Consider the following 24,114-nt stretch of genomic DNA (forward strand, 5'->3'; position numbering starts at 1 on the left):
GGTTCGTTTTAAATAGCCTATTATTAGTCGATTAGTCTTTGGTTGCTGACAGATTAATCACCATAATTTTGGCAAGCTTGCTTTCTCCTTATTCCTCTGCTGCGTTAGAAGAAAATTAATATGGAGGACTTTTCCTTCATTTTTCCCGCCTTGCAGCTAAAGGAGGATTTAAGCAGGAATAATCCGGCTTAAATCGCTTTGCCTGATGATTATAAAAAAGCCTTATACTCCATTATCGAAATTTGCTTTGGATGAATGGACATGAAATATGCGCTAAATGCCCTTTAAGCCCTTACGCCAGAGGTCTACCTGTCGGTACCAGCTGTCCTGATATTTTTTGGAACGTTTCAGCAGGTAAAACCCTTTATGGTAAAAATCCTGATTTTTGTTGAAGGTGAATTTCACCTGCTCCAGCTCATCTTTTCCATAGATCCATATCTCCTCTGATTGGTCCCGATACACCTGATCCGGCTTGCCAAAAACAATATAGACCATGCCGCGGTCGGTTTTCCAACCTTGCTTGTAAGTGGTGAAAAGAATGTTGGCATTAGTCACCTGTCCGTAATAGCGCTTGATAGTGGCGCGCGCTCTTTTTGGAGACCGGCTGTTTTCCAGCCAAAATTGCTCAAAGGCTTGTCTCAAATCCGAATGGGTAAGCAAGTCCTGATATTCCTCATTAGTGGAAATATAGCGCAATGGAGGGCCGAGCTCGTTCATTTCTTTAATTTCCGGAAAGTATGTGCCCTCTTTCCGGAATACCCAGCCTTTTTTGCTTTCGGGCTTTGTGGAAACAAAGTAGGTGCCGGTCTTATCAATAGGGATAATAGTGCCGGAGTTGAAAGAAGTATCCGTGTAATGTAATTCTTTTGGAGAGGAGGCCTTGCTCATCGGAGGCAAAGCGGGAAGGAATTTGTGTTCCCAATAGCGGATGGTGACTTTTTGTTCCACTCCTGTGGCTTTCACATTCAAAGCAGTAGAGGGGATGTAATTGGCGGTTACGGCCCAGAAGGGTTCTTCTCCGTCCTGAGGGATGAAATCAACGGCATCGAATAAAGGAATATCATGATAAAACACGAAATCTCCGTTATTCGTAGCCATCTTCAGAATCATAATATCCTTGGTGTCTACCTTTGGGGATAGCGGGATGATGAAGTAATTGTTTTCTCCATCGCGCTTTTTAAAATTATCATAATTTACCCCTGTGGTACCGGACTTGTCCAGTGAATTATAGGAGTTGACAAAGAAATACGTCAGCCGGCATTCGTCCACCACATTTTCCTGCGACCGGTATTTGATATTTAGTATTACTTTATAACCTTCCTCATCCCGAAATACAAAGTGTCGGAAGTTGGTAAGCGCGTTGGGATTGTAATTATAGGATTGGTTGTATTCGTTAAAAGGCAATTGTGCCAGGGCGACCGATTCCTGAAGGAAAAGGAAAAAGAAAGCAATGATGAAAAATCGATAGCAGGCAAAATTCATTTTGGATGATTTTGAGAAAGTCGGGAATTTAAGTACAAAAATAAAAATTCGGTGAAAAGTCTCCCTTCTTCAATCATTTATATCTCCCCAGCCTTTGCAGTTCACGGAAATGGCTATATTTGTGTTGTTAAGATAAACGAAAAATTGGTAAGCTCGTTGGGCGGATCATTTTTTATTATAGATTAGAAATTAAATGAGTGTATATACCACAGAAATCGCTTCTGATCAGATTCCTTCTGATAATCCTATCCATCAGCGATTATTAAAAGCCTATTATGCCGCAGCTCCTTATGTGAAGGGAAAGTTGTTGGAAGTGGGTTGTGGGGAAGGCAGAGGGGTGCACTTGCTGGCACCTAAGAGTGAGTCCTACACGGCTATAGATAAAATTCCCGAAGTGGTTGACAAGCTGAAAGCGGAGCATCCGGAAGTGGATTTCCGTCAGGCAGTAGTGCCTCCTTTCAGGGATTTTGCAGATGAGAGCTTTGATACCGTGGTGTCTTTTCAGGTGATTGAGCACATTGCCGATGATGCTTTATTTTTGAAAGAAATCCATCGGGTATTGAAAAAAGGAGGTGTAGCGATTATTTCAACGCCGAATATTAAGAAAACGCTGAGCCGAAATCCATGGCACGAGCGGGAATATACTGCTGATGAGCTGAAGGCTTTGGCCGGTAGGTATTTTGATCAGGTGGAGGCCAATGGTATTGGCGGAAACGATAAGGTTTGGGAATACTATCACCGTAATAAGAAATCGGTGGAGGCCGTTATGAAGTACGATGTGCTGAATTTGCAATATCGTTTGCCGGCCTGGTTGCTTCGTATTCCTTATGATTTTATGAATCGAAGAAATCGTAATAAGTTGAAAACCGCTTCAGATGATTTGGTGATGTCTATCCGACATGAGGATTATTTGGAGGTGAAAAATGCGGATGAGGCACTGGATCTTTTCTACATTTTAAGAAAATAAACCCTAAAAAAGGCCGTCCTGTTGAGGGCGGCCTTTTTTGTTTTATTGCAAATGCTTCTCCTCTCCTACGATCATTAGTAAATCGGGATAGTCCGAAATCAGGCCGTCTACTCCCCATTCAATCAGTTCTTCCATGTCTTTTCGTTCGTTGACCGTCCATGGGATTACTTTCACGCCCATTTCATGGAGATCTTCAATGTTTTTTTTCTTTAGCAGAATATACTCAGGGCTGTAAACGTCAGGCAGAAAGCCGAGATTGTCCAAATTCTCCTTTTCTGATTTTTTGTTTTCGATCAGATAGGCCAGGGTAATTTCCGGATAGTATTCATGTAAATATTGTAATGCCCGGATATCAAAACTCTGCAGCATCACTCTTTCTGTAGGTAAGTAGTCCTGAATCGTTTTGACGACCAATTCACAATATTCGCCCACCCTGGGATGGTGAATGTCATCCCATTCTTCCCGGCTTTTGATTTCGATATTATAATAAACCTCATTGCGGTCCGTGTCTTTTACATGATGTTCCGCTGCTTTGATGACCTCCGATAATAGAGGTTTAAAGACCGTCAGTTTTTCCTGTCTCGGGAATCGGGGATGCTTTTTCTTTCCTACATCAAAAGTTTTGATCTCCTTATAATTCATATCATACAGATTATAAGTCTCCTCATTCTTTTCGCGAATGCTTTTGCCCTCCGGGGTGGTGGTAATTTCATGACTCAGGAAGGGGTCATGTGAAACCACTACCTTTTTGTCTTTGCTGATGACGACGTCCATCTCTAAAGTAGTGACGCCCAGGTCCAGTGCTTTGATAAAGGCCGGAATGGTATTTTCGGGCATCAGGCCCCGCGCACCACGATGGCCTTCAAAATCAAATTGTGCAATACAGGGATGATTTAACATTACTAAAAAGAGGAAAAAAGAAAGATAAAATCTCATAGGTATACATCAAAAGGATAAGGAGGGCTAAGGTAGTTTTTGAGAAATTGAAAAAAAACTGATCATCATTAAGAATTTATGACTGTTTTTGTAAGAAACTCGACAGCATGACGGGGTTTTTATATATTATTATGCCGTAATAATGAAAAAGGATCCGCAATGGTTTCTTTTTCTCCAAAATAAACAAACAGACCATGACGCAAGAACCTATTACTCCAACTTTTTCTGAAACCTCAGAAGAGGAAATTCAACGGATTCTACATTTGCAGAAAGCTTATTTTAAAAGTCAGGAAACGCTTTCGCTTTCATTTCGGAAGCGGCAACTGCTGAAGCTGGCAAAGGGTCTGAAGCAATATGAGTCCGAAATGCTGGAGGCCTTGCAGGCGGATTTTAGGAAGTCAAAGTTTGAAGGATTTATTACAGAGGTTGGTCTGCTGCAGGTAGAGTTAAAGCATTTAATCAAGCATCTAAAACAATGGGCAGGGCCAAGAACAGCAAGTCGGTTCAGTTTGGCGAATTTTCCTGCAACTACAAAAATCTATCCGCATCCTTACGGGGTTTCCCTGATTATTGCGCCCTGGAATTACCCGGTACAACTGGCGCTTTTGCCGCTAATGGGGGCTATTGCTGCAGGTTGTTGCGCGATTTTGAAGCCTTCAGAGTATACCCCGAATTGTAGCAAGGTGATCAAGAAAATGTTGGAAGAGCTGTTTGAAGAACGGTATGTGAAAATGGTGCAGGGAGGGGTAAAGGTGTCAACACATTTACTGGCTCAGCCTGTGGACCATATCTTTTTTACCGGAAGCGAGGCGGTGGGGCGAATAGTATCACGTGCCGCGGGGGAAAAAATGATTCCGGTAGTTTTGGAGTTGGGGGGCAAGAGCCCTGCAATTGTAGCGGCGGATGCCAATTTAGCCATTGCCGCGCGCAGAATCGTTTGGGCCAAATTTGTAAATGGAGGTCAGACCTGTGTAGCACCGGATTATATTTTAGCAGATGAAAAAATAAAGGATGCCTTGGTGGGGCATATGATGGACGAGGTAGAGAAGATGTATGGTAAGGATCCTTCCAAAAGCCCGGATTATCCACGCATGGTCAGTGATCGCCATTTTGAGCGTTTGGTGAAGATGCTGGATGAACGTAAAGTGGTAATGGGGGGAGTTTACACAGCCTCGGATCGGTACCTGGCGCCCACAATCATGGATCATGTCACAGCGGAAGATGCGGTGATGCAGGAGGAGATTTTTGGGCCGATTCTACCGGTACTGGCTTATCAGAAGGCGGAAGAACTGGATGCTTTGCTGGATCGGTATCCTAATCCTCTGGCGCAATATGTGTTTTCGGAGGATAAAGCTTTTGCGGAGAGCTTAATGAGCAGAAGAGCTTTTGGTGGAGGTGCGATTAATGATGCCGTGGCGCATTTGGCAGAGGGCAGTCTGCCTTTTGGAGGAATTGGGCATAGTGGTATGGGAGGCTATCATGGGGCGTATTCTGTAGAGGCATTTAGTCATATGAAGGGCGTCATGAAAAAAAGCAGTTGGCTGGATTTGCCTTTTAGGTATGCACCTTATCGTGGGAAATTATCTTTTATGAAACAATTATTTAAATGGATGTAGAATTGAAGCGTATTTTATTATAAAAAAATATTTATTAATGGGGTTGGGTCCGATTTGGGTCCAGCTTTTTTTGTTTTTAAGGGTATTTTCTCGTGGGTGATGCGGTTTTTTAAGTGGTTGATTTTCGTTAATCCGGATTATTTATGCCTAAATCCTCGTTTAGCTGCAAGGCCGGGAAAAGGAAGAAATAATTCCTTATTTCAGTCTTTTTCCACGGAGGCAGATAAGGGCGGAGAAAGCAAGTATGCCCCTATTAGAGCTTTGAAAATCTGGGAAAACAAATTGAAATACGCTAGTTTTAAGTTGTTTGTGGTAATTCACGCAAGCTGTTCGGTGAATAATTCGGGTTAAGGCGAGCTACTAAATTGAGTGGTGAATAATTCGGGTTTAGGGTCTTGATTTCCGGCTTTTAAAATGGTTTTTGATTAATCATGCTTTAATTTTTAAAAAATATTTTTAATTAACTTCCTTTTTTAATTTTTAGCACTATATTTGAATTGTGTTGATAAACAAATGTAATTAATTAGTTCATGAGAACACTTATTCAAAATGTGCGCGTGATTTCTCCCGGAATGGACCTGAACAGGGCTTCGGTATTGGTGGAGAATGGTTTGATTCGGGCGGTGATTCGTTTGGGGCAAATGGTTCCGGCGGCCGAAAAGGTGATTGATGGTCGTGGGCAAATTTTGATGCCGGGTTTTGTGGATATCCATACTCATGGCGCTAATGGGGCAGATGTTTGTGACGGTACTGCGGCTTCTATCCGGACCATTGCAGAGACTAAACTAAAGGAAGGGGTGACGACCTTTCTGCCCACCACCATTACCGCACCCAATGAGGTGTTGGCTAAATCAATGGAGGCGGTGAAGGCGTATGCACAGGATGCGGAATTTGCGAAAACACCGGGAGTACATATTGAAGGGCCTTTCATTAACAGGAAATGTGCCGGGGCTCAGAATCCGGATTTCGTTCGCAAGTCGGACTGGTCGGAATTGAAAGCATTGCATGATATTTATCCGGTGTCGGTGGTTTCTGTCGCCATTGAGACGGAAGGAGCTTTGCCCTTCACCAAGTCTGCGACGGAAGCAGGGATTACGGTATCAGCGGCTCATACGGATGCGAGTTATATGGATTTCCTTCAGGCCAAGAAGAAAGGAATGACACACTTGACGCATTTTTGTAATCAGATGACACCTTTGCATCACCGCGAAATTGGATTGGTTGGGGCTGGATTATTGGATGATGATGTAAAGTTGGAATTGATTTGTGATGGCGTGCATTTGAACCGGGATATGATCAAGCTGATCTTCAAAAGCCGTAAAATGGAAGACCTGATGCTGATTACAGATTCAGTGGCGGCTTCCTGGTGTGAAGATGGCGTGCGAAGCTTTGGTGGATTGAAGGTGGAGGTGAAAGACGGGGTGGCCCGCCTGGAGAATGGTTCCCTGGCCGGATCTACCCTACGGTTCAATGAGGGACTTAAAATGGTGCGTTCGGTGACTGGTTTACCTTTGGCTGAGCTGGTGAAAACCACCTCCTGGAATCAGGCGCAAAGTTTAGGCCTGGAAGGAATCGGTAAGATTGAAAATGGCTATTCCGCAGACTTTGTGTTGCTGGATGAGGAAATGAATGTGATGAGCACTTTTGTCAACGGTGTGCAAAAATATAAAAAAGCCAGTGCCGCGAAGGAATTGCAGGCAATGGCTTAGTGAAATTCTAATAGGTTGAGAATAGGTTAATTAAAACTTTGGTTTTTTTTTAAATTGATGGTTTAGCGCCGGGTTTATTTGGTTGAGCCCGGTTTTTTTATGTGCAAAATTATTGGCCATTACGACATAGTGGGAGGGGGGTGTTGTTGGAGGAAGGCTTTAGTGAAATGAATGCTTCCTCCAAATCAAGGCTAAGGATGGTTGGTTTTCATTGCTTTAGTCCAAAAAGCGGATGGTGAGTGGGTAGCGATAAAACTTTCCTTTGTCCAGATCCACAGCCGCGATGATGCAGCAGATCACCGTCATCAGGGCGAAAAGGATTACAAAGGGAATGCCGATGATGAGGAAGGAAAGTAATCCGGAGATGATCAGGAAGATGGTCATTGACACCTGAAAGTTGAAAGAGGCCTTGGCGTGCTCGGCCACAAAATTAGATTCTTCTCTTTTGGAGAGATAAATGATTAGCGGCACCAGGATATTGGCTAGCGGGATGCATAGCCCGATAAGGGTGCCGAGGTGAGCGAATAGTCCCCATTGTTTTTCCTGACTATTGGCATACCTGACGGGAAGGGTGTTGCTCATAATAATTGTTTTAGATAGTTGGCGTTCCTTTTATTTTCCGGATCGCTTTTTCCTTTAATTTTCTTTTTTTCTGTCATTGCCCGATTTAAAGTCGGAAAACTCCTTTTTAATTTTTTCAGTAGTACTTTTTACTTTGTCTTCTATTTCCTGAATGGTGGACTGGTGCTCGATGGCAAATTCATCTACTTTCATTTCTAAAAAATGGAGATTGCGCTTGATTTCGCCTGATCTTTTGTTCCATTCTTCCTTCACTTCCTGTTTGTCTACCGGTACTTCGTTGATCAGGTCATCAATCTTTTTACCAATATTTCGGAAGAGTTTTTCCATGGAGCCTTGATTTTCTTTCTTGTTCATTGTCAGTAGTTTTTGGTAAATTTATGCGTATTTTAAATATTAAATAGAACTTATTATAGGGATTACTTACTTCCTGCTAATTATAAAAACGACTTTGAGGGCTGTCCCGTTTGACCGTATTTGAACATTCTGAAAGGTTACGATTTGAGAATAAAAATTTTAGGGGGAAATTATGGAAAGCTTTGTTACCTTTGGGGGCGATTTGGAATAGTGGGAGAGAATTTTTTTACCAAATAAAATACGAAATCAGTGAAGAAAAAAAGGATAACTGTTCGTTGGAAGGCGGCAATGTGTCTGTGCTTAATGTTGATCGTTGGCGGGGCAGGCCTGAGTTCTTGCTCTACTGGTCGGAAATATCCTCCCAAAAAGAAGCAAATCAAAAAAGGGAAGCCTATTCCCTGTCCAATGAAGGACTGTTAAACATTTGTTGATCAGCGGAAAAATATGAGTAAAAAAATAGTAATCGCCATTGATGGTTATAGCGCCTGTGGGAAAAGTTCAACAGCTAAAGCGGTAGCTGCTCAGTTGGGTTATGGGTATATTGATACAGGTGCTATGTACCGATCGGTGACGCTATATTTCAAGGAACATAATGTTTCACTAACTGACCCCAAGGGCATTAAAGAAGCTTTGAAGGTTATTGATATTCGTTTCAAATATAATAAACAAGAGGGGGTGAACGAAACCTTTTTAAATGGAACGAATGTCGAAAAAGAGATCCGCAAGATGTATATCTCCGATGCAGTGAGTGATGTGGCCGCTATTGGATTGGTTCGTGAAGCCATGGTCGAGCAGCAGCGTAAGATGGGCAAGAAAAAAGGAGTGGTGATGGATGGACGCGATATTGGTTCGGTGGTTTTTCCGGATGCTGAGCTCAAGATTTTCATGACGGCAGATGTGCGCATTCGTGCTGAGAGAAGGCAGAAGGAGTTATTTGAACAAAAGCAAATTGTGAATCTAGAAGAGATTATCGAAAATCTTCGAAAGAGAGACCGAATAGATACAACACGAGCGGAAAGTCCTTTGGTGCAGCCGGAAGATGCAAAAGTGGTAGATACCTCCTTCCTGACCTTTGAGGAACAGGTGGGAGAAATAGTAAAGGCTGCTGAGAAAACCGTTGCCGCCCAATAGATCAGAAGAAACCTGGATTATGGAAGTAACCATTGATAAAAACTCCGGCTATTGCTTTGGAGTGGAATATGCCATCAAGATGGCGGAGGATGAAATGGCGCATTCGTCTACTTTGTATTGTTTGGGGGATATTGTCCACAATGATATGGAGGTGAAGCGCTTAAATGAGCAGGGGTTGAGGGTGATTTCCCGGGAAGATCTGGCAGATCTTAAGGATTGCAAGGTGCTGATTCGTGCTCATGGCGAGCCGCCGGAAACTTACCGCCTGGCAATGGAAAATAATATTACCCTGATTGATGCTTCCTGTCCCGTAGTGTTAAAACTGCAGAACCGTGTGAAGACGGCTCACGATAAAATGCAGGACGATAATGGACAGGTGGTGATCTATGGAAAAAAAGGGCATGCCGAGGTGATTGGATTGGTTGGGCAAACCAATGAAGAAGCCTTGATCGTGTCTGAGGAAAAGGATCTGGAATTGTTGGACTTTAACCGACCGGTGACCCTATTTTCTCAAACGACCAAAAGCACCAAAGGCTTTTATGCCCTTAAGGAAAGTATAGAAAATAAAATGCAGCAAAAGGCTGAGGTGGTGGATTTTCAGGCGAATGATTCCATCTGCCGACAGGTGTCAAACCGTGAGCCACAGCTGGAGCGCTTTTCTCAGGAACATGACCTGATTCTTTTTGTCTCAGGTAAGAAAAGTTCAAATGGAAAGGCGCTGTATGCGGTTTGTAAAACCCACAACCCAAAAAGCTATTTCATAGAATCCGAAGCAGAAGTATTACCTGAGTGGTTGGAGGGCGTGAATTCTGTGGGTATTTGCGGGGCGACTTCTACTCCAATGTGGCTGATGGAACAGGTGGCGGACTTCATAAAAAAGGCCAACTGAGTCAGCTTTTTATACTTTTCGAAGATTAAGATATGATGAGGCTCATTATTTACGTGAATTATTGTCAATTTAATCAATAATTAGCGCACTTTTTATTAGCTTTGAGCCGTTTTTTAGGGACCTATTGAATCAATTCATGTAGCGATGTCAAATACAAAAAAGGTAAAGAAAGGATTTGATATCAAGCTTGTTGGCCAAGCTGATAAACAAATCTCTTCATTTGCAGAATCAAATGTATTCGCGCTTAAACCATCGGACTTCATTGGAATCCAACGTCCGAAATTAATGGTTAAAGTAGGGGATACAGTCAAGGCAGGCTCTCCGATGTTATTCGACAAAATGACACCAGATGTTCTTTATACTTCTCCGGTATCCGGCGAGGTGGTAGAGATCGTTCGCGGTGCGAAGCGTCGTTTATTGGAAATCCGCGTTTTGGCAGACAAGGAACTCGAGTTTGAGTCCTTCACACAATACAGCTCCGCTGATTTACAAAAGGTATCTCGGGAGGAAGCTGTTGCACAAATGTGCAAGGCCGGTGTATGGCCACACATTATTCAGCGTCCTTATGGCGTTGTAGCAAATCCACAAGATACCCCGAAAGCAATTTTCATTTCTGCTTTCGATAGCCATCCATTGGCACCTGATTACGAATTTGCCTTCCAGGGTGAAGAAGCGTATCTTCAGGCAGGTATCGATGTACTAGCGAAATTCACGGATCGTGTTCACCTGGGCTTAAACGGTGCAGTTTCAAACTCCATTTTTGCGGGTTTACAAAACTGCGAGCAAACCGCTTTCACCGGTAAACACCCAGTGGGTAACGTAGGGGTACAGATTCATGAGATTTCTCCAATCAACAAAGGGGATCTTTACTGGACTGTTTCTGCTACTGGCTTAGCAGCGATCGGTAAATTGTTCCTGACGGGTAAGTATGACGCTTCCCGCGTGATTGCGATTACCGGTTCTGAGGTGAAAAAGCCGGCCTATGCGAAAGTATTGGCGGGTACGTGCATCAAGCCTTTGGTTGAGGGTAATGTAAACGAGGGTCACTTGCGTTATATTTCTGGTAACGTTTTGACTGGTGAGAAAATTGCTCAGGACGGTTTCCTAGGTTTTTATCACAACCAATTCACGGTAATCCCTGAGGGAGACGGTGAGCAGGAATTCCTGGGATGGATTACTCCGCAGTCGAATCGTGTATCCTTCCACAAAGCGTTTGGTTTATTGTCATTCCTTAATCCAAATAAGGAGTTTCGTTTAGACACCAACACGCGTGGGGAGAAGCGTCGTTTTGTAGTATCCGGTGCCTTCGAAGAGGTGATGCCTATGAATATTTTACCTACTCACCTGATGAAAGCCATCATTGCCGAGGATTTCGACAATATGGAAGCATTGGGTATCTACGAGTTGGTAGAAGAAGATGTAGCCCTTTGTGAGTTCATTGACGTGTCGAAGAACGATATTCAGGCTATTTTGAGAAAAGGTTTGGATTTGTTGCAGTATAGCTAATAAACATCATGAAATTCTTAAGAGAAAAACTTGACAATATCAAGCCTGACTTCGAAAAGGGTGGGAAATATGAGAAGTTCCACTACCTGTTTGAAGCCGTTGATACCATCCTTTATGTACCAAAGGAGGTAACGGGTTCCAAAGGAGTTCAGGTGAAAGATGCCAACGACTTGAAGCGACTAATGATGACCGTAGTGATCGCATTGGTGCCTGCTTTGTTGTTCGGTATGTATAATGTAGGGTATCAGCACTATGCAGCAACAGGCGTTACTGATGCTTCATTTGGTGATATGTTCATTTATGGCGCCATTCAGGTGTTGCCTATCGTATTGGTGGCATACGCTGTCGGTGGTATGGTAGAGGGAACTTTTTCCGTGCTACGTAAACACCCATTGGCGGAAGGCTTCCTGGTAACCGGGATGTTGGTGCCATTGTGTATTCCTGCCTCTATTCCATTGTGGCAGGTAGCAGTAGCGATGATCTTCGCCGTAGTATTAGGCGTGGAGGTTTTCGGTGGTGTAGGGACTAACGTATTGAACGTGGCCCTGACAGCTCGTGCATTCCTTTACTTCGCTTACCCAACGGATATTTCCGGTAACGTTTGGACTTCCGGTATCGAGGGGGCTAACCTTGTAGAAGGTTTCACAGGTGCTACTCCATTGGCGATTGCGAACGCTACGCCAGCGGGTGAGAGTGTCGTAGCGACATTAGAAGCCTCTTCTTATGGCGGCATTAATTTCGGTTTCATGGACATGTTCCTGGGTTTTATTCCAGGTTCTATCGGTGAAACTTCCACACTAGCGATTCTTTTGGGTGCTATCTTGTTGATTGCAACGGGTGTAGCTTCCTGGAGAATTATGGTAGGTGTTTTCGGTGGTGCTTATTTGACCGGTTTGTTGTTGAATGCATTGGCGGTGAACGCTTATATGGGAATGCCTGCTCATTACCACTTGGTAATCGGTGGTTTGGCTTTCGGTGCTGTTTTCATGGCAACGGATCCTGTAACTGCTGCACATACCACTACCGGTAAGTGGGTTTACGGTATTTTGATTGGTGTATTAACGGTTATCATCCGTGTGTTCAACCCTGCATACCCGGAAGGTATCATGTTGGCAATTTTGTTGATGAACGTATTCGCTCCGTTGATCGACCACTATGTAGTTGAGTCTAACAAAAAAATGAGATTGAAACGTGCAACAGTCTAACGGATATATCGTCGGTTTTGCGGCTGCCATGACAATCGTTCTTGGAGGACTATTGTCTTTTGCCGCTGTTGGGTTAAAAGATGCCCAAAAGAAAGCAGTAGAATTGGATACGCGTAAGCAGATCCTGGGTGCGGTAACGGATATCTCTTCAGAGACGCCGGACCGTATTTTGGAGATCTTCAATACGCAGATCGAAGGTTTTGTAGTAAATTCTAAAGGTGAAAAGATTGACGGAGTAGATGCATCTAAGGTAGATGTAGGCCGTGAATTTAAAAAGCCTGTAGAGGAGCGTCAATTGCCAGTATTTAAGTATACTGATACTAACGGTGCTGCTTCTTATATTTTGCCAATGTATGGTAATGGTCTTTGGAATAACATTTGGGGATTCCTGGCATTGGAGTCAGATGGAAACACTGTAAAAGGTATTTCTATGGATCACGTAGGTGAGACGCCAGGCTTGGGTGCTCGTATCACTTCTGATGAAGTACAGGATCGTTATACCGGTAAGAAAATTTTTGAAGGGACTAATTTAGTATCCATTCAAATGTTGAAAGGGGAGAACAATGCTTCATTGTCTAACCACCAGGTAGATGGTATGTCAGGGGCAACCTTGACTGCTGATGGTGTCAATGACATGTTGGAGAACTACCTGTCTTACTATAAGGCATTCTTGGAAAAAAGTGTAATCAACGGTTAATACCAAATAAAGAAATTAAAATGGCTGAAACAGTTGAAACGGCAGAAGTGAAAAAGGCAGCAGAGCCTTTATTCTCTAAGCGCCGCAAAAAGATTGTTACTGATCCTTTGAACGATGACAACCCGATTACCATTCAGGTATTGGGGATTTGTTCTGCATTGGCAGTAACCACGCAGTTGGAGCCTACCTTCGTTATGGCCATTGCCGTAACGGTGGTAATTGTATTCTCCAACCTGATTATCTCATTGATGCGTAATTTGATTCCGGGTCGTATCCGTATCATTGTGCAATTGGCAGTAATTGCAACTTTGGTATCTTTGGTAGACCAGGTATTGAAAGCATATTTCTTCGACGTATCCAAGATGCTGTCTGTATTCGTTTCCCTGATCATTACCAACTGTATTGTAATGGGACGTCTGGAAGCATTTGCTATGGGTAACAAACCTTACGATTCCGTATTGGATGGTTTGGGATCCGGTTTTGGATATGCATGGATCATCCTGGCAGTAGCCTTCTTCCGTGAGTTGTTCGGTTCTGGTTCTATCTTCGGTTTCAAAGTATTTGAAGCGATTGGTTTGCCAGATTTCCCATTGAACGGTTTGATGGTATCTCCGGTAGGTGCATTTATGGTGTTGGGGCTGATCATTTGGGTACAGCGCGCATACACAGGTTACGTTGAAAAATAATTAAACGAACGAATCAATGTTAGAATTAGTAAACTTAGGTATCAAATCCATCTTCATTGAGAATATGGTATTTGCCTACTTCTTGGGAATGTGTTCTTATTTGGCCGTTTCGAAGAAAGTAGATACTGCAATGGGCCTTGGACTAGCGGTAACGTTCGTATTAACGATCACCGTACCTGTTAACTGGTTATTGCAGGAGTATGTATTGAGAGAAGGCGCATTGTCTTGGTTATTAGGTGCGCAGGCAGCTGAAATCGACCTGACCTTCTTGCAAGCGATTATGTTTATCGCCGTAATTGCCTCTATGGTACAGTTGGTAGAGATGATCATTGAGAAAGTTTCTCCGGCACTTTACGGTTCATTGGGTATCTTCTTGCCTTTGATCGCAGTAAACTGTGCAATCTTGGGTTCTTCCATGTTTATGGTACAGCGTGAGATGGGATTGGGTGAGTCTGCAGTATATGGATTCTCTTCCGGTATTGGTTGGTTGTTGGCGATTATCGCCATCGCTGCAATCCGTGAGCGTTTGAAGTATTCTGATGTACCTGATGCCATGAAAGGTTTGGGGATCACCATGGTCATCACTGGTTTGATGGGTATGGCATTTATGTCTTTCATGGGTATTGCTTTGTAATCCCACGACATATAGATATTGAAAAGGCAGTCCGATCGGGCTGCCTTTTTTTGTTTTTTTGATTGAAAACCTACACGAATATGATTTTTTGTCATTTTCAATAAACAACTTCCTATTTGAAATGGGGTAAAAAAGAAAAGTGTAATCTATTTTAGATCAAGCCTTTCACCATTTTGGATATACACAGACTTCGACTTTTTCTGGGTGGCCCATGGATACGTCGCTGGGGTTGGTTATTGGCCCTTCCTTTTGCACTTTTGCTGGGCCTGGCCATTGGTACGGGGAATAAGCTACCGCTGATGCTGTTCTTTTTGCCGCCCATTTTGATGTTCATGGCCTATTTTTATGCCAATCCGAAGGTGGGCATGTATTTCGTTCTGGTCATCTCCTTTATGCAGGCCGGTCTTACCCGCTATTATCCCTTTGCCCCCTATGGCCTGGGGGTAGATGTCTTTCTCTTACTTCCCATTCTCTTTACTATTTTGGGCAAAGGCCGCGAGCTGGATGCTTCGGATCTCCATCAGGCCGTATTTTATGTGATTTTGATCTGGTTTGGCTATTGTGTGATTGAAATTGCCAATCCACTTTCCCGCTCCGTAGTCGCCTGGTTTTATGCTATGCGTGGCCTGGCGCTATATCTGGTTTTGAATTTTATTTGTGGGGTCCTTATTTTTAATAAACCCAAGGATATGGACATGATGATCACCATTTGGACCATCTTTTCCATTATTGGAACCATTTGGGGAATTAAGCAATTGTTCATCGGGGTTTCTCCCACCGAGCAGCGATGGCTGGATGCCGGAGCGGCGAATACCCATGTTCTTTTTGGTAAATTAAGGGTATTTTCTTACTACTCAGATGCGGCGCAATTTGGAGCCTCCCAAGCCATGGCCGGAATTGTATTTGGCATATTTGCGATTGCCGAATGGGCGAATAAACGGAGGAGGAATTATTTGATTTTTGCCTCTCTGATGGCTTTTTATGGCATGCTCATTTCAGGTTCACGCGGGCCACTGGTAATTCCTGCCCTGGCGGGCTTTATGTACCTGCTTTTGAGCAAAAGGGTGAAGATATTGATTTTGGGCTGCTCCATAGGTTTTATGATGTTCGCAGTGCTGAAATGGACCACCATCGGGCAGACCAATTATCAGATCAATCGGATGCGTACCGCCTTAAATCCCTCAGAGGATCCTTCATTTATGGTGCGCAAAAACCGGGAGAAGATACTGGAGAATTATATGCACAACAAACCCATAGGTGCCGGGATTGGGATGGCCGGTTCCTGGGGGAAACGTTTTGCCCCAGGCTCTTTTTTAGCCGAACTGGGAACCGATGGTCATTATACCAGGGTATGGGCAGAATGTGGTGTCATTGGACTGTATGTACATGTATTCATGATTGTATTTATTGCCGTGAAGGGGTTCTTGGTGGTCTGGAATTTAAAGGAATCTAATGTCAGGATAAAACTTATCGCCATGTATGGAGGCTATTGCGGAGTGGCGGTGGCCAGCTATACCAATGGCTTGATTACTCAGATTCCTACCGCACCTTTGACCTATTTTGGCATTGCTTTTATTTTTCTGGGGCCGCGATGGCAGCGGGAGGCAGAGGAGCAGGAGAAAGCATTGGAAGCAGCAGAAAAGGAAAAGCGAAAAACGGCCTCTGTATAATAAAAAAAAAGCCTGTCGCCGGAAGGAGCGACAGGCTTTTGGGATTATCAGGAATTGACAGGCTCTGCTGTAGGTTTAGGAGTGCTTTCTCCGCTGGTACCGCTTTTAACCACCATGAATTTACTTTTGTATTTCAGTACTTTCGATTCAAAGAATTCATAGGACAAAGCAGTAATGAATGTGGTGAAAATGACACTTCCACCGTACAGGCTGATATTGAAAAAAGTATTGCTCATTTCGGGCACTTCAAAATAGATCAGCAATTTGATTAGTAAAATGATGCAAATGTTGTGATACATATACACTCCGTATGATAAATTCCCGAGAAAGGTAAAAGCAGGTCCTTCCAGGCTATTGGAGGCATTCGGGTTGGTAGAAACATTCATGATGAATAAAATGAATACAATGGCTTCCACCACAGAGGCGCCAAAGAAATGCATGGGAACAAACAGCATGGCCACCAAAAGTACCATACTTCCATAATGGGTGACAGGATGATAGGTCCATTGGAGAAATTGCGCTTTTCTTTCAAACAAGATCCAGGCGCCAATTCCTCCGACCGTCATCTGTTCAATTTGGAAAGTATGCATAATGCGGTAACCAAAGTTCAGCGGGACATACCATCCACTGGACGGAAGTACGGCATCCTTCGCAAGGTACAGTACTAAATCAATTCCCATTTTAAAGGCAATGAAACCAAGCAGGAACTGAGGCAGCCTTTTCCTGAATAGCCAGATCAATATAGGCCAGGCCAGATAAAATTGCTCTTCTACCCCAATGGACCAGGCCTGATTGGCGCCCAGAACGGGTTCAAAAGCCTGGCGGGCGATATTGGGTAAAATGACCAGATAGAGAGACAATTTTCCCCAAAAATCTTTGTACAAATTAATCCCGAAGTCGTCCAGGTTAACCATTATGGGAAGTAAGAAAAAAGCAATAAAAGTAATTAAAAAGTAGAGGGGCCAGATGCGAAGTGCTCTCCGGACATAAAATTTGAAAAAGGCAATTTTTCCTGTTTTTTGGACTTCCGCCATTAAGAGATAGGTGATCAGGAATCCACTAAGGACAAAGAACAAAGAAACGGCCTTGTGGCCAAGGGCATCTACAGTGGTATTTCCCCAGGAATTAGGTAAGCCAAGCCAGTATTTATGATGTTCGATATGATGGAAGATCACCGCGCAGGCGGCAAAAAACCGAACGCCGTTTAATCCCTTAAAATAGATTTTCTTTTTTGATTGCTCCATGCAGGGGCTTATTTTTGGTTAATGTTTCGGGTTTGTGTTTGAGCTTAACCGAACCTCTAAATTATTGTTACGGATTTTCGATATCTCATTTACTTCATGTCCATCTCTACCTTGTCAGAAAAAGCAGCAGAATTCAAAGTTTATAAGGCCGCCGCAGGTTCCGGAAAAACATATACCCTTGCCAAGGAATTCATCGCTTTAGCCATTAGTGAGCGTTATCATTTTCGTCATATTTTGGCGGTAACCTTCACCAATAAGGCAACGCAGGAGATGAAAGACCGGATGTTGCTTTTTATGCATGAAATAGCGCAAGGCCGGCAGGAGGAAATGTGTAAGGATATTGCGCAAAATTACCTTGGCCTGCCGGAAAAGGAGGTAAAGCAACGTTGCGCGGAAGAATTGAAGAATATATTGCACGCCTATTCCCAATTTCGGGTCACCACGATTGATTCCTTCTTTCAGGAAGTGGTACGTGCCTTTGCCAAAGATTTGGGATTGCATGGGGATGCCCGCATTGAGCTGGATCAGGCCTCAGTCATGGAAAATGTGGTGGAGCGCCTGATGAATAAGTTAGGGCGGGATGCAGAACTGACCAGCTGGATGGTGGCTTTTGCGGAGGAGAAACTGGAGCATAATGAGCGCTGGGATGTGCGGGATGGTCTTCAGCGGTTCGCCAGTCAGTTGCTTTCGGAGGAATTTAAGGTATTTGAAGAAGCCTTACGACAGCAAGTGAAGGAAGAGGATAAGATCAAATCTTTCCGTGATGTCCTGCAAAAGATAGTCGGCAACTTTGAAAACCGATTGGACAGCATAGGCAAAAAGGCCATGGGACTGATTGAACAGCATGGGCTAAGCCTGGAAGCCTTTCCCTATAAGGCGGCTTCCTTCGCTTCCTTTTTTGTGAAGATACAGGAAGAACGGAAGGATTATAAAGCGGGTTCCCGGGTGTTGGCCGCGCAAGATGAGCCATCTAAGTGGATGAAGAAAAAGAATGATCCCAATGAGGCGGCGATTACGGCCATTTTTGAGCCCGTAAATGCGCTATTGAAAGAAGCTGTTTCTATTGTACAGGAGGATTATGGTCGCTATTTCATTTGCAAGATGGTCCGTTCTCAGGTTTATTATATTGGCTTATTTGCCAGAATTCTGGAGGAGTTGCAGGCTTATCGGGAAGAGCAGAATATGATGCTGATTTCCGATACCTCCGATTTTTTGAAAAAAATCATTTACAATGGAGCCGGTGAAGATCAGGATTTTGAGGATAGTCCGATTCCGCCCTATATCTATGAGCGGGTAGGGAGTAAATATGCCCATTTTCTGATTGATGAGTTTCAGGATACTTCCGGATTTCAGTGGAAAAACTTTCGCCCGTTGATCACCAATGCCCTGGCCGAAGGCCATACTTCTTTGGTGGTGGGAGATGTAAAGCAGTCCATATATCGGTGGCGAAACGGGGACTGGCGCCTGTTGCTGAATCAGATTTACAGTGATATCCAGAATCCTCGCCCAACAGATTGCCTGCTGGACACCAATTGGCGTTCTTATCAAAATATTATTGAGTTTAATAATGCGCTTTTTCAGGAGGCACCGGTCTTGTTGGCCGATTTCTTACGGCAGGGGAAAGGGGATCTTTCTGCCGAAGGGATTGCCTTCGTGGAAGAAAAGGCAGATGATATTGAAAAGGCTTACGAAGGGGTAGCGCAACGGGTGAGTCCTGGAAAATTAGCACATGAGGTGAAGGGCTTTGTTGAAAGCCATTTTATCAATCTGGAGAATAGTCGAAGTAGTACCGAGTTCAAGGAAAAGGCCCTTGAAAAATTACCTTCCTTGCTGGAACATTATTTCCAAAATGGTTATCGCCCGAAGGATATTTCCTTTTTGGTACGAACTAAAAGCGAGGGACAGGAAGTGGCTGCCCGCTTACTGGCTTATGGTCAGGATAGCGGTCAGGAGGATTTGTTCCGGGTAGTTTCTTCAGAATCTCTGTACATTGGGGAGGCGAGTTCGGTACAATTGCTTTTGGCCAGTATGCGCTGGCTGGTGAAGCAGGAGGATCCTCAGGCCATTGTACAACTGGTATATGCTTACCAGCAGGTTTTTCAACCGGAGATTGATCAGCACGCTTGTTTTGTGGCGGATGTTGAAGACCCGCTTTTCCCACAAGCGGTAAAGGAGGCATGCCATTCCTTTTTGAAATTGCCTTTATTCGAATTGGCAGAACAACTGATTGATTTGCTTGGAATTTGCAAAGCGGAGGAGGGAATAGGAAATGTGGAGATCGCCTACGTGCAGGCTTTTTTGGATGCGGTGATGGAATTCAGTCAGGGGGAGTATGATGATCTGAATGCTTTTTTGGAATGGTGGGATAAGACCGGGGCAAGAAAGGCCATTCGTATTCCCGATAGTCTGGATGCCATGCAGATTATGACCATTCATAAATCAAAAGGGCTGGAATTTCGAATTGTAGTGGTCCCTTTTTGTAATTGGGATATGGACCACTCGGCCACTAAAGCTCCTACGCTGTGGGCGAGTGCGGATCAAGCGCCATTGAATGCATTGGAGCGGGTTCCGGTGCGCTATACCAAGGATTTGGCGCAATCGCCGTTCTGGGAAGACTATCTGGAGGAATGGGTGAAAATTCATTTTGATAACCTGAATATTCTCTATGTGGCCACCACCCGGGCAGAGGAAGGTTTATTGACGCTGAGCCCGCAGTCCAAAGGGGAGAAAATCAGTAATGCCGCTGATTTATTGAAAATGTCCCTGCAAAGGTTTGGAGAGGAGGCACAATGGGAGATGGGAGAAGAAGGAGATATTTATCGACGGGGAACCATTGGATCTGCTGAAATCAAGGATAAAAAAGGTAAGCAGGAGCGTATTCTAAAGAAGCTTTCTTTCTTTGACTGGCGAAATGACCGATTGAAGATCAGCCGACAGTCCGAGATACTGAATCAGGATTTTTTAGAAACGGAAGAAAAGGTGAATTACGGGGTACTGGTACATGATATTTTATCCAGAATCCGCACCATGGATCAGGTGGAGGATGCCCTGAGCATGGCCCGCATGGAAGGCGAAATTGATGCAGAGCAGGAGGCGCAGTTGAAAAAGCAGATTGACGTATTGATGAAAAATACTTTGGTGGCCTCCTGGTTTGCGCCCGGTCCGATTATTAAAACTGAGGTTCCGGTTTTGCCTAAAGAGGGAAAGGCCGTTCGTTTGGATCGGGTCGTGCTTTCTGAAGACAGTGCGACCATTGTAGATTATAAAACGGGCTTAGAAAAATCGCAGGATATCCGACAAGTACAGTCTTATATGTATATGATGCGGGACATGGGATACAAGAAGGTGAAGGGCTATCTTTTATATTTGAATGATGGCAGAACGAAAGAGGTCTTTATTAAGAAAGCAAAGGATGACGGGCAGATGAGTTTATTTTGATTATGGTTTAATCAACTTTTTATTGTCTTATAGGTTGTTTGTGAGGTGATGTTTGGTAAAAAAGCATCCTTTTTGTAACTTTAAAGTAACATATGGGTCTTAAGAAAGTAAGGGAAGTAATTGCTTATCGGGATTATTTTCAGAAATTCCTTCAAAAGCAGCCTCGAAAGGTTCAGGACAAAATATTTAAGGTTATTGAATTGATCGAGGTGTTGGAGCAAATTCCCACTCAGTATTTTAAGCATTTAACAGGAACGCATGGTTTATACGAGGCCAGAATAAAATTGGGCTCTAATATTTGGAGAGTGTTCTGTTTTTTTGACGAAGGCCGGTTAGTTGTGCTATTAAATGGATTTCAGAAAAAGGATCAGAAAACTCCCAGAGGTGAAATAGAAAAGGCGCAGCGATTGATGTTTGAATACTTTGAAGATAAAAGGCAGGACAATAAATAAATAAGAAAAATGGATACGAAGTCTTGGGAAGAGATCAAAAATGAGGTTTATGGTTCCAAAGGAACTGATAGAAGGGATGAATTAGAGCGGGAATCCGAAGCCTTCAAAATAGGCGTGCTCTTAAGAAAGGCTCGGGAAGATAAAAACCTCACCCAGCAGCAAATGGCAGATTTGGTGCACAAGAAGCGTACGTATATCTCACGAGTAGAGAATGATGCCGCTAACCTTACCTTGAAGACTCTTTTTGATTTGGTGGAGAAAGGATTAGGCGGTAAAGTTAAAATCGAGATTGAACTTTAATTTTTGAATCTATAAACCTGATCCGGCGTGATGACCGCATCCAGTGGTTCATCAAATGGATTCAAATCCTCTATCGTATCTACAGGAGGGAATAAGGACAACCCCACTTTTTCGATGTCCTTGCGGCAGTTTTTAAAAAAACGATCATAGAAACCTTTGCCATAACCCACCCGATAGCCCTTTTGATCGAAAGCGAGTAGGGGCACAATCACCAAATCTATTTCCCGATCCGGAATAGGCATTCCATTCCCTGAAGGCTCCGGAATTCCCCATTCATTGGTATGGAGATCTGTTTTTTCCAATAAATAGCCCTGCATGCTGCAATCTTTAAAATCACTTTTGGGAGCCACAACCCTAATGTGTGGGGGTAATTGGCGGATAATTTGCCAGCTGTCAATCTCATGGTGATGGAGGATAGGCAAGAAACTATGCAGATAGTGCACTTTTGATAAATCGGAAAAGGCAAAGAAGCTTTTGGTAATTGCTTCACAGGCCTTTTGGAAGTCCTCACTACTGAAAGATTTCCGTTGCGCTAAAAATTTTTGCCGAATTTCCTTTTTGTACATTATGGTGCTTGCTATGTGTTTAAGGTTCTATTTCGATTTATTTCTTTAATTAATCAAATATATCTCCGCTTTTGTCAGGTCATTTTTTCTTCATTAACTAATCTTTTAGTTTTTAAACTAAATAAATAGTTATACATTTACATCATAGCTATAGATTGAGTATGAAAGATTTAACAAAAGCGGAAGAACAAATCATGCAGGTGCTCTGGAAAAAGGAGAAGGCCTTCATTAAAGATATTATCGAGGAATTACCGGAGCCCAAGCCGGCTTATAATACGGTATCGACGATTGTGAGGATTTTACAGAAGAAGGAAATTGTAGGACATGAGGCTTATGGCAGGTCGCATCGGTATTTTCCATTGATGACGAAGGATGAGTATCGTAAGTATTCCCTGACCAATTTGTTAAATGGATATTTTGGTGGCTCTTTGAAGGGCCTGGTGTCTTTCTTTGCCAAAGAGAAGGATTTGAATCTGGCTGAATATGAAGCCTTATTAAAAGAACTGGATCCGGAAAAGGATCAGGACCAATAACCTTATCAATGGAACTATGAATACGCTTCAATTCACACCCCATATCATCCTGATCGCTGCGGTTTTGCTGTATAAGATGGTATTACAGGGGCAAAAATCCGGTCAGAAGAACAGAATTTTCATTCTGCTCACGATGCTTACGGCCTTGTTGCTTCCCTGGCTTCCGGCTTTGAACTTTTCATTTGGAGCAACACCTGCGGCAGGGGAAAGCACTGCAATCCTGCTGTCTCCGGTAGAGATCAATGCCACTTTTGAAGGTACCGTTAGTCAACATGATTGGCTCAAGTGGATTTATTGGGGAGGTATTGTAGTATTGGTTATTCACTTTTTGCTTCGTTTTGTAATCTTAAGTTTTCATTTATTGAAATCTTCCTGGTCCATTGGCGATGGATTCATCTGGGTGAAAGGCGTGAAGCAACTACCGGTGTGTTCCTGGTTTCAGTTTTTGATCTGGCCGGAGGATTTAGCCCTGGAAAAAGAAGATCAGTCCCGGATTATAGAACATGAGTTGGGACATATCCGCCAGTGGCATTCGCTGGACCGGATGTTTATGGATTTTTGTTGCCTGATTTGGTGGTTTAATCCTGCCATTTGGCTATTGAAATCTGCTCTGGAAGAAGAGCATGAATATTTGGCAGATGCCTATAGTTTGAAGATGCATCCTGATTATAGAGCCTACGCACAGCTGTTAGCGCGCAACACCTTAGGACAGTTTGGCTTAAGCGTGGGACACTCGTTTTTTAATTCAAAAAGTTTAAAGAGAATTACCATGATGAAGTCTGATCAAAAATTATCGTTAAAACGTGTGGTGTTGGTAGCAGGGATGTTTGCTATGGTGGGCTTTTGGGCCTGCCAGAAAGAAGAAGTGAAGCCTTTACAAACAGCTGAGCTGGCCCTGGACGGAGAGGTCTTTACTATAGTGGAGGACCAACCTGAGTTTGAGGGGGGAATGCCGGCCTTTTATAAATATATTGGGCAAAATATGAAATATCCTTTATCCGCAAGAAAGCTGGGGCTTGGAGGCAGAGTTTTAGTTCAGTTTGTGATTGATAAGGAAGGTAATGTGGTGAATGCAGAGGTGATCAAGGGTATTGCGGATGACAATGTCGCTTTTGGAGCCCTGTCGAAATTAAAGTCTGAAGATATTGAGTCCATGAATGTACAGAAAAATGAAGATGGCTCTGCGACCATTACCGTGAAGATGAAAGACGGAACGGAACAGGTGGTTGAAAAAGGCAAAGATACTTCTAGCAATCTGGAGGAAATCCTGATTGTGGGCTATGGAGGTTCTAAGAGTGATGAGCTTGAAGTTTCACCCAATGCGCTTCCTTCAGAGCTGAAAAAAGCTGCCCAGGAATTGGATGAAGAAGCTTTACGTGTAATCGTTAATTCACCAGCGAAATGGAGCCCGGGTATGCAAAGAGGTAATAAGGTGAATGTTCGGATGATCCTGCCCATTACCTATAAATTAGGTTAGGACTATATTCCCGGCTTCGGCCGGGGATGTTTCCCTCTTG

General features: G+C 43.5%; 22 protein-coding genes. 16 read left to right on the forward strand and 6 right to left on the reverse strand.

Going from position 1 to position 24,114, the window contains the following annotated elements:
- Positions 1–273: 273 nt before the first annotated feature.
- Positions 274–1,482, reverse strand: coding sequence for a GWxTD domain-containing protein (locus AAA970_RS02205; RefSeq protein ID WP_338235811.1), 1,209 nt, complete (start codon positions 1,480–1,482; stop codon positions 274–276).
- 193 nt (positions 1,483–1,675) lie between these two features.
- Between AAA970_RS02205 and AAA970_RS02210 the strand changes: the two genes are divergently transcribed.
- On the forward strand, positions 1,676–2,449 hold the full coding sequence (locus AAA970_RS02210; RefSeq protein ID WP_338235812.1) for a class I SAM-dependent methyltransferase: 774 nt from the start codon (positions 1,676–1,678) through the stop codon (positions 2,447–2,449).
- 42 nt (positions 2,450–2,491) lie between these two features.
- Here the strand turns inward: AAA970_RS02210 and AAA970_RS02215 are convergent, their stop codons facing one another.
- Positions 2,492–3,385 (reverse strand): glycerophosphodiester phosphodiesterase, encoded by an 894-nt coding sequence (locus tag AAA970_RS02215; RefSeq protein WP_338235813.1) that lies wholly within the window; start codon positions 3,383–3,385, stop codon positions 2,492–2,494.
- A gap of 194 nt (positions 3,386–3,579) precedes the next feature.
- Between AAA970_RS02215 and AAA970_RS02220 the strand changes: the two genes are divergently transcribed.
- Both AAA970_RS02220 and nagA read left to right on the forward strand, forming a co-directional pair.
- Complete coding sequence (locus AAA970_RS02220; protein ID WP_338235814.1) at positions 3,580–5,001, forward strand: aldehyde dehydrogenase family protein; 1,422 nt, start codon at positions 3,580–3,582, stop codon at positions 4,999–5,001.
- 530 nt (positions 5,002–5,531) lie between these two features.
- Positions 5,532–6,710 carry an N-acetylglucosamine-6-phosphate deacetylase gene (gene nagA, locus AAA970_RS02225; protein WP_338235815.1) on the forward strand — a complete coding sequence of 393 codons (1,179 nt, stop codon included), beginning with the start codon at positions 5,532–5,534 and terminating at the stop codon, positions 6,708–6,710.
- A gap of 216 nt (positions 6,711–6,926) precedes the next feature.
- On the opposite strand, the gene AAA970_RS02230 is transcribed toward nagA, so the two are convergent.
- Both AAA970_RS02230 and AAA970_RS02235 read right to left on the reverse strand, forming a co-directional pair.
- Complete coding sequence (locus tag AAA970_RS02230; protein ID WP_060685373.1) at positions 6,927–7,292, reverse strand: magnetosome magnetite crystal formation protein family; 366 nt, start codon at positions 7,290–7,292, stop codon at positions 6,927–6,929.
- Between the two features lie 54 nt (positions 7,293–7,346).
- Positions 7,347–7,646 carry a hypothetical protein gene (locus tag AAA970_RS02235; RefSeq protein WP_060685374.1) on the reverse strand — a complete coding sequence of 100 codons (300 nt, stop codon included), beginning with the start codon at positions 7,644–7,646 and terminating at the stop codon, positions 7,347–7,349.
- A 444-nt stretch (positions 7,647–8,090) separates the two neighbouring features.
- Between AAA970_RS02235 and cmk the strand changes: the two genes are divergently transcribed.
- The 8 genes from cmk (at position 8,091) to AAA970_RS02275 (ending at position 16,064) form a co-directional block, all read left to right on the forward strand.
- Entirely contained in the window at positions 8,091–8,777 is a 687-nt protein-coding gene (cmk, locus tag AAA970_RS02240) for a (d)CMP kinase (RefSeq protein WP_338235816.1), read from the forward strand.
- A gap of 19 nt (positions 8,778–8,796) precedes the next feature.
- The gene (locus tag AAA970_RS02245) at positions 8,797–9,666 is read left to right on the forward strand and encodes a 4-hydroxy-3-methylbut-2-enyl diphosphate reductase (RefSeq protein ID WP_060687349.1); all 870 of its coding nucleotides are present in this window, start codon (positions 8,797–8,799) and stop codon (positions 9,664–9,666) included.
- Between the two features lie 144 nt (positions 9,667–9,810).
- Positions 9,811–11,172, forward strand: coding sequence for a Na(+)-translocating NADH-quinone reductase subunit A (locus AAA970_RS02250; protein WP_338235817.1), 1,362 nt, complete (start codon positions 9,811–9,813; stop codon positions 11,170–11,172).
- 8 nt (positions 11,173–11,180) lie between these two features.
- Complete coding sequence (locus AAA970_RS02255) at positions 11,181–12,377, forward strand: NADH:ubiquinone reductase (Na(+)-transporting) subunit B (protein ID WP_338235818.1); 1,197 nt, start codon at positions 11,181–11,183, stop codon at positions 12,375–12,377.
- A complete protein-coding gene (gene nqrC, locus AAA970_RS02260; protein WP_053405980.1) occupies positions 12,364–13,074 on the forward strand; it encodes an NADH:ubiquinone reductase (Na(+)-transporting) subunit C in 711 nt (236 codons plus the stop codon). Before AAA970_RS02255 ends, nqrC begins: the two co-directional genes overlap by 14 nt.
- 20 nt (positions 13,075–13,094) lie before the next feature.
- A complete protein-coding gene (locus tag AAA970_RS02265; protein ID WP_053405979.1) occupies positions 13,095–13,760 on the forward strand; it encodes an NADH:ubiquinone reductase (Na(+)-transporting) subunit D in 666 nt (221 codons plus the stop codon).
- 16 nt (positions 13,761–13,776) lie between these two features.
- Positions 13,777–14,394 (forward strand): NADH:ubiquinone reductase (Na(+)-transporting) subunit E, encoded by a 618-nt coding sequence (nqrE, locus tag AAA970_RS02270; RefSeq protein ID WP_053405978.1) that lies wholly within the window; start codon positions 13,777–13,779, stop codon positions 14,392–14,394.
- Positions 14,395–14,567: 173 nt separating this feature from the next.
- Positions 14,568–16,064, forward strand: a complete 1,497-nt coding sequence (locus AAA970_RS02275) for an O-antigen ligase domain-containing protein (RefSeq protein WP_338235819.1) — start codon at positions 14,568–14,570, stop codon at positions 16,062–16,064.
- Positions 16,065–16,111: 47 nt separating this feature from the next.
- On the opposite strand, the gene AAA970_RS02280 is transcribed toward AAA970_RS02275, so the two are convergent.
- Entirely contained in the window at positions 16,112–17,308 is a 1,197-nt protein-coding gene (locus AAA970_RS02280; protein ID WP_338235820.1) for an acyltransferase family protein, read from the reverse strand.
- A 96-nt stretch (positions 17,309–17,404) separates the two neighbouring features.
- Between AAA970_RS02280 and AAA970_RS02285 the strand changes: the two genes are divergently transcribed.
- From AAA970_RS02285 to AAA970_RS02295, 3 genes are all read left to right on the forward strand, one after another.
- On the forward strand, positions 17,405–20,746 hold the full coding sequence (locus AAA970_RS02285) for a UvrD-helicase domain-containing protein (protein ID WP_338235821.1): 3,342 nt from the start codon (positions 17,405–17,407) through the stop codon (positions 20,744–20,746).
- A 92-nt stretch (positions 20,747–20,838) separates the two neighbouring features.
- Positions 20,839–21,198: a type II toxin-antitoxin system RelE/ParE family toxin gene (locus tag AAA970_RS02290; protein WP_338235822.1), complete on the forward strand. Its 360-nt coding sequence runs from the start codon at positions 20,839–20,841 to the stop codon at positions 21,196–21,198.
- A gap of 9 nt (positions 21,199–21,207) precedes the next feature.
- Positions 21,208–21,498, forward strand: coding sequence for a helix-turn-helix domain-containing protein (locus AAA970_RS02295; RefSeq protein ID WP_338235823.1), 291 nt, complete (start codon positions 21,208–21,210; stop codon positions 21,496–21,498).
- On the opposite strand, the gene AAA970_RS02300 is transcribed toward AAA970_RS02295, so the two are convergent.
- Positions 21,495–22,064, reverse strand: coding sequence for a 5-formyltetrahydrofolate cyclo-ligase (locus AAA970_RS02300; RefSeq protein ID WP_338235824.1), 570 nt, complete (start codon positions 22,062–22,064; stop codon positions 21,495–21,497). The genes AAA970_RS02295 and AAA970_RS02300 overlap by 4 nt on opposite strands.
- A gap of 161 nt (positions 22,065–22,225) precedes the next feature.
- Between AAA970_RS02300 and AAA970_RS02305 the strand changes: the two genes are divergently transcribed.
- Complete coding sequence (locus AAA970_RS02305) at positions 22,226–22,597, forward strand: BlaI/MecI/CopY family transcriptional regulator (protein WP_053405971.1); 372 nt, start codon at positions 22,226–22,228, stop codon at positions 22,595–22,597.
- Between the two features lie 16 nt (positions 22,598–22,613).
- Positions 22,614–24,074, forward strand: coding sequence for a TonB family protein (locus AAA970_RS02310; RefSeq protein ID WP_338235825.1), 1,461 nt, complete (start codon positions 22,614–22,616; stop codon positions 24,072–24,074).
- Positions 24,075–24,114 lie beyond the last annotated feature (40 nt).

This window comes from Persicobacter diffluens (assembly GCF_036244895.1).
Classification (GTDB): Bacteria; Bacteroidota; Bacteroidia; order Cytophagales; family Cyclobacteriaceae; genus Persicobacter; species Persicobacter diffluens.

Bases quoted from the DNA above. Each gene is read 5' to 3' on its own strand.
- AAA970_RS02310 (WP_338235825.1), top strand. From the start codon at position 22,614: ATGAATACGCTTCAATTCACACCCCATATCATCCTGATCGCTGCGGTT.
- AAA970_RS02285 (WP_338235821.1), top strand. From the start codon at position 17,405: ATGTCCATCTCTACCTTGTCAGAAAAAGCAGCAGAATTCAAAGTTTAT.
- AAA970_RS02295 (WP_338235823.1), top strand. From the start codon at position 21,208: ATGGATACGAAGTCTTGGGAAGAGATCAAAAATGAGGTTTATGGTTCC.
- AAA970_RS02215 (WP_338235813.1), bottom strand. From the start codon at position 3,385: ATGAGATTTTATCTTTCTTTTTTCCTCTTTTTAGTAATGTTAAATCAT.
- AAA970_RS02265 (WP_053405979.1), top strand. From the start codon at position 13,095: ATGGCTGAAACAGTTGAAACGGCAGAAGTGAAAAAGGCAGCAGAGCCT.
- AAA970_RS02300 (WP_338235824.1), bottom strand. From the start codon at position 22,064: ATGTACAAAAAGGAAATTCGGCAAAAATTTTTAGCGCAACGGAAATCT.
- AAA970_RS02305 (WP_053405971.1), top strand. From the start codon at position 22,226: ATGAAAGATTTAACAAAAGCGGAAGAACAAATCATGCAGGTGCTCTGG.
- nqrE (WP_053405978.1), top strand. From the start codon at position 13,777: ATGTTAGAATTAGTAAACTTAGGTATCAAATCCATCTTCATTGAGAAT.
- AAA970_RS02210 (WP_338235812.1), top strand. From the start codon at position 1,676: ATGAGTGTATATACCACAGAAATCGCTTCTGATCAGATTCCTTCTGAT.
- AAA970_RS02290 (WP_338235822.1), top strand. From the start codon at position 20,839: ATGGGTCTTAAGAAAGTAAGGGAAGTAATTGCTTATCGGGATTATTTT.
- AAA970_RS02235 (WP_060685374.1), bottom strand. From the start codon at position 7,646: ATGAACAAGAAAGAAAATCAAGGCTCCATGGAAAAACTCTTCCGAAAT.
- AAA970_RS02230 (WP_060685373.1), bottom strand. From the start codon at position 7,292: ATGAGCAACACCCTTCCCGTCAGGTATGCCAATAGTCAGGAAAAACAA.
- nagA (WP_338235815.1), top strand. From the start codon at position 5,532: ATGAGAACACTTATTCAAAATGTGCGCGTGATTTCTCCCGGAATGGAC.
- AAA970_RS02255 (WP_338235818.1), top strand. From the start codon at position 11,181: ATGAAATTCTTAAGAGAAAAACTTGACAATATCAAGCCTGACTTCGAA.
- AAA970_RS02250 (WP_338235817.1), top strand. From the start codon at position 9,811: ATGTCAAATACAAAAAAGGTAAAGAAAGGATTTGATATCAAGCTTGTT.
- AAA970_RS02245 (WP_060687349.1), top strand. From the start codon at position 8,797: ATGGAAGTAACCATTGATAAAAACTCCGGCTATTGCTTTGGAGTGGAA.
- cmk (WP_338235816.1), top strand. From the start codon at position 8,091: ATGAGTAAAAAAATAGTAATCGCCATTGATGGTTATAGCGCCTGTGGG.
- AAA970_RS02205 (WP_338235811.1), bottom strand. From the start codon at position 1,482: ATGAATTTTGCCTGCTATCGATTTTTCATCATTGCTTTCTTTTTCCTT.
- AAA970_RS02220 (WP_338235814.1), top strand. From the start codon at position 3,580: ATGACGCAAGAACCTATTACTCCAACTTTTTCTGAAACCTCAGAAGAG.
- AAA970_RS02280 (WP_338235820.1), bottom strand. From the start codon at position 17,308: ATGGAGCAATCAAAAAAGAAAATCTATTTTAAGGGATTAAACGGCGTT.